The sequence below is a fragment of the Helicobacter sp. 12S02232-10 genome, assembly GCF_002272895.1.
In the GTDB taxonomy this organism is placed as follows: domain Bacteria; phylum Campylobacterota; class Campylobacteria; order Campylobacterales; family Helicobacteraceae; genus Helicobacter_J.
The window spans coordinates 1-401 of record NZ_MLAQ01000046.1 but is presented as its reverse complement, the minus strand read 5'-3'; the positions used below and the strand labels follow the sequence as shown (position 1 = coordinate 401).

Annotated in this window: 1 protein-coding gene; it reads right to left on the bottom strand. The window is 30.9% G+C overall.

Annotated elements, in window-relative coordinates:
- Window positions 1-401 (bottom strand): hypothetical protein (locus BKH41_RS09960; RefSeq protein WP_180762823.1); only part of this gene is annotated, 401 nt, incomplete at both ends.

The following is a 401-nucleotide window of genomic DNA, read 5'->3' as shown; positions in this document are numbered from 1 at the left end:
GAAGAGAAGAGATTATCCCTATAAATAAGATCATTAGAAATACAAATCATATCTTCAGTAGTAATATCTTTTGCTTTGGTGATATTTTTAAGATTTTTATCTTTGATTTTACATTGAAAGCTTGGAGGATATGAACCATATGAGTCATATTCCACCTGCGCTTTAACATAATCTTTTTCATTCTTAAATACAATCTTAAGTCTTCCAGTGTTTGCATCCAACCGATCATCAGCAATCAAAAGTGTGTAGAAACAATCAAAATCAATGCTACAAGAAAAGCCATTATGTGTTTTTTGAAATTCATCACCATAGTCATCATAGAGTTTTTGCATCTTAGGATCTCCACGTACTTGTTCCTCTTCATTGTAATTGCGTTTCTTATAAGTTGGATATTTCTCTAT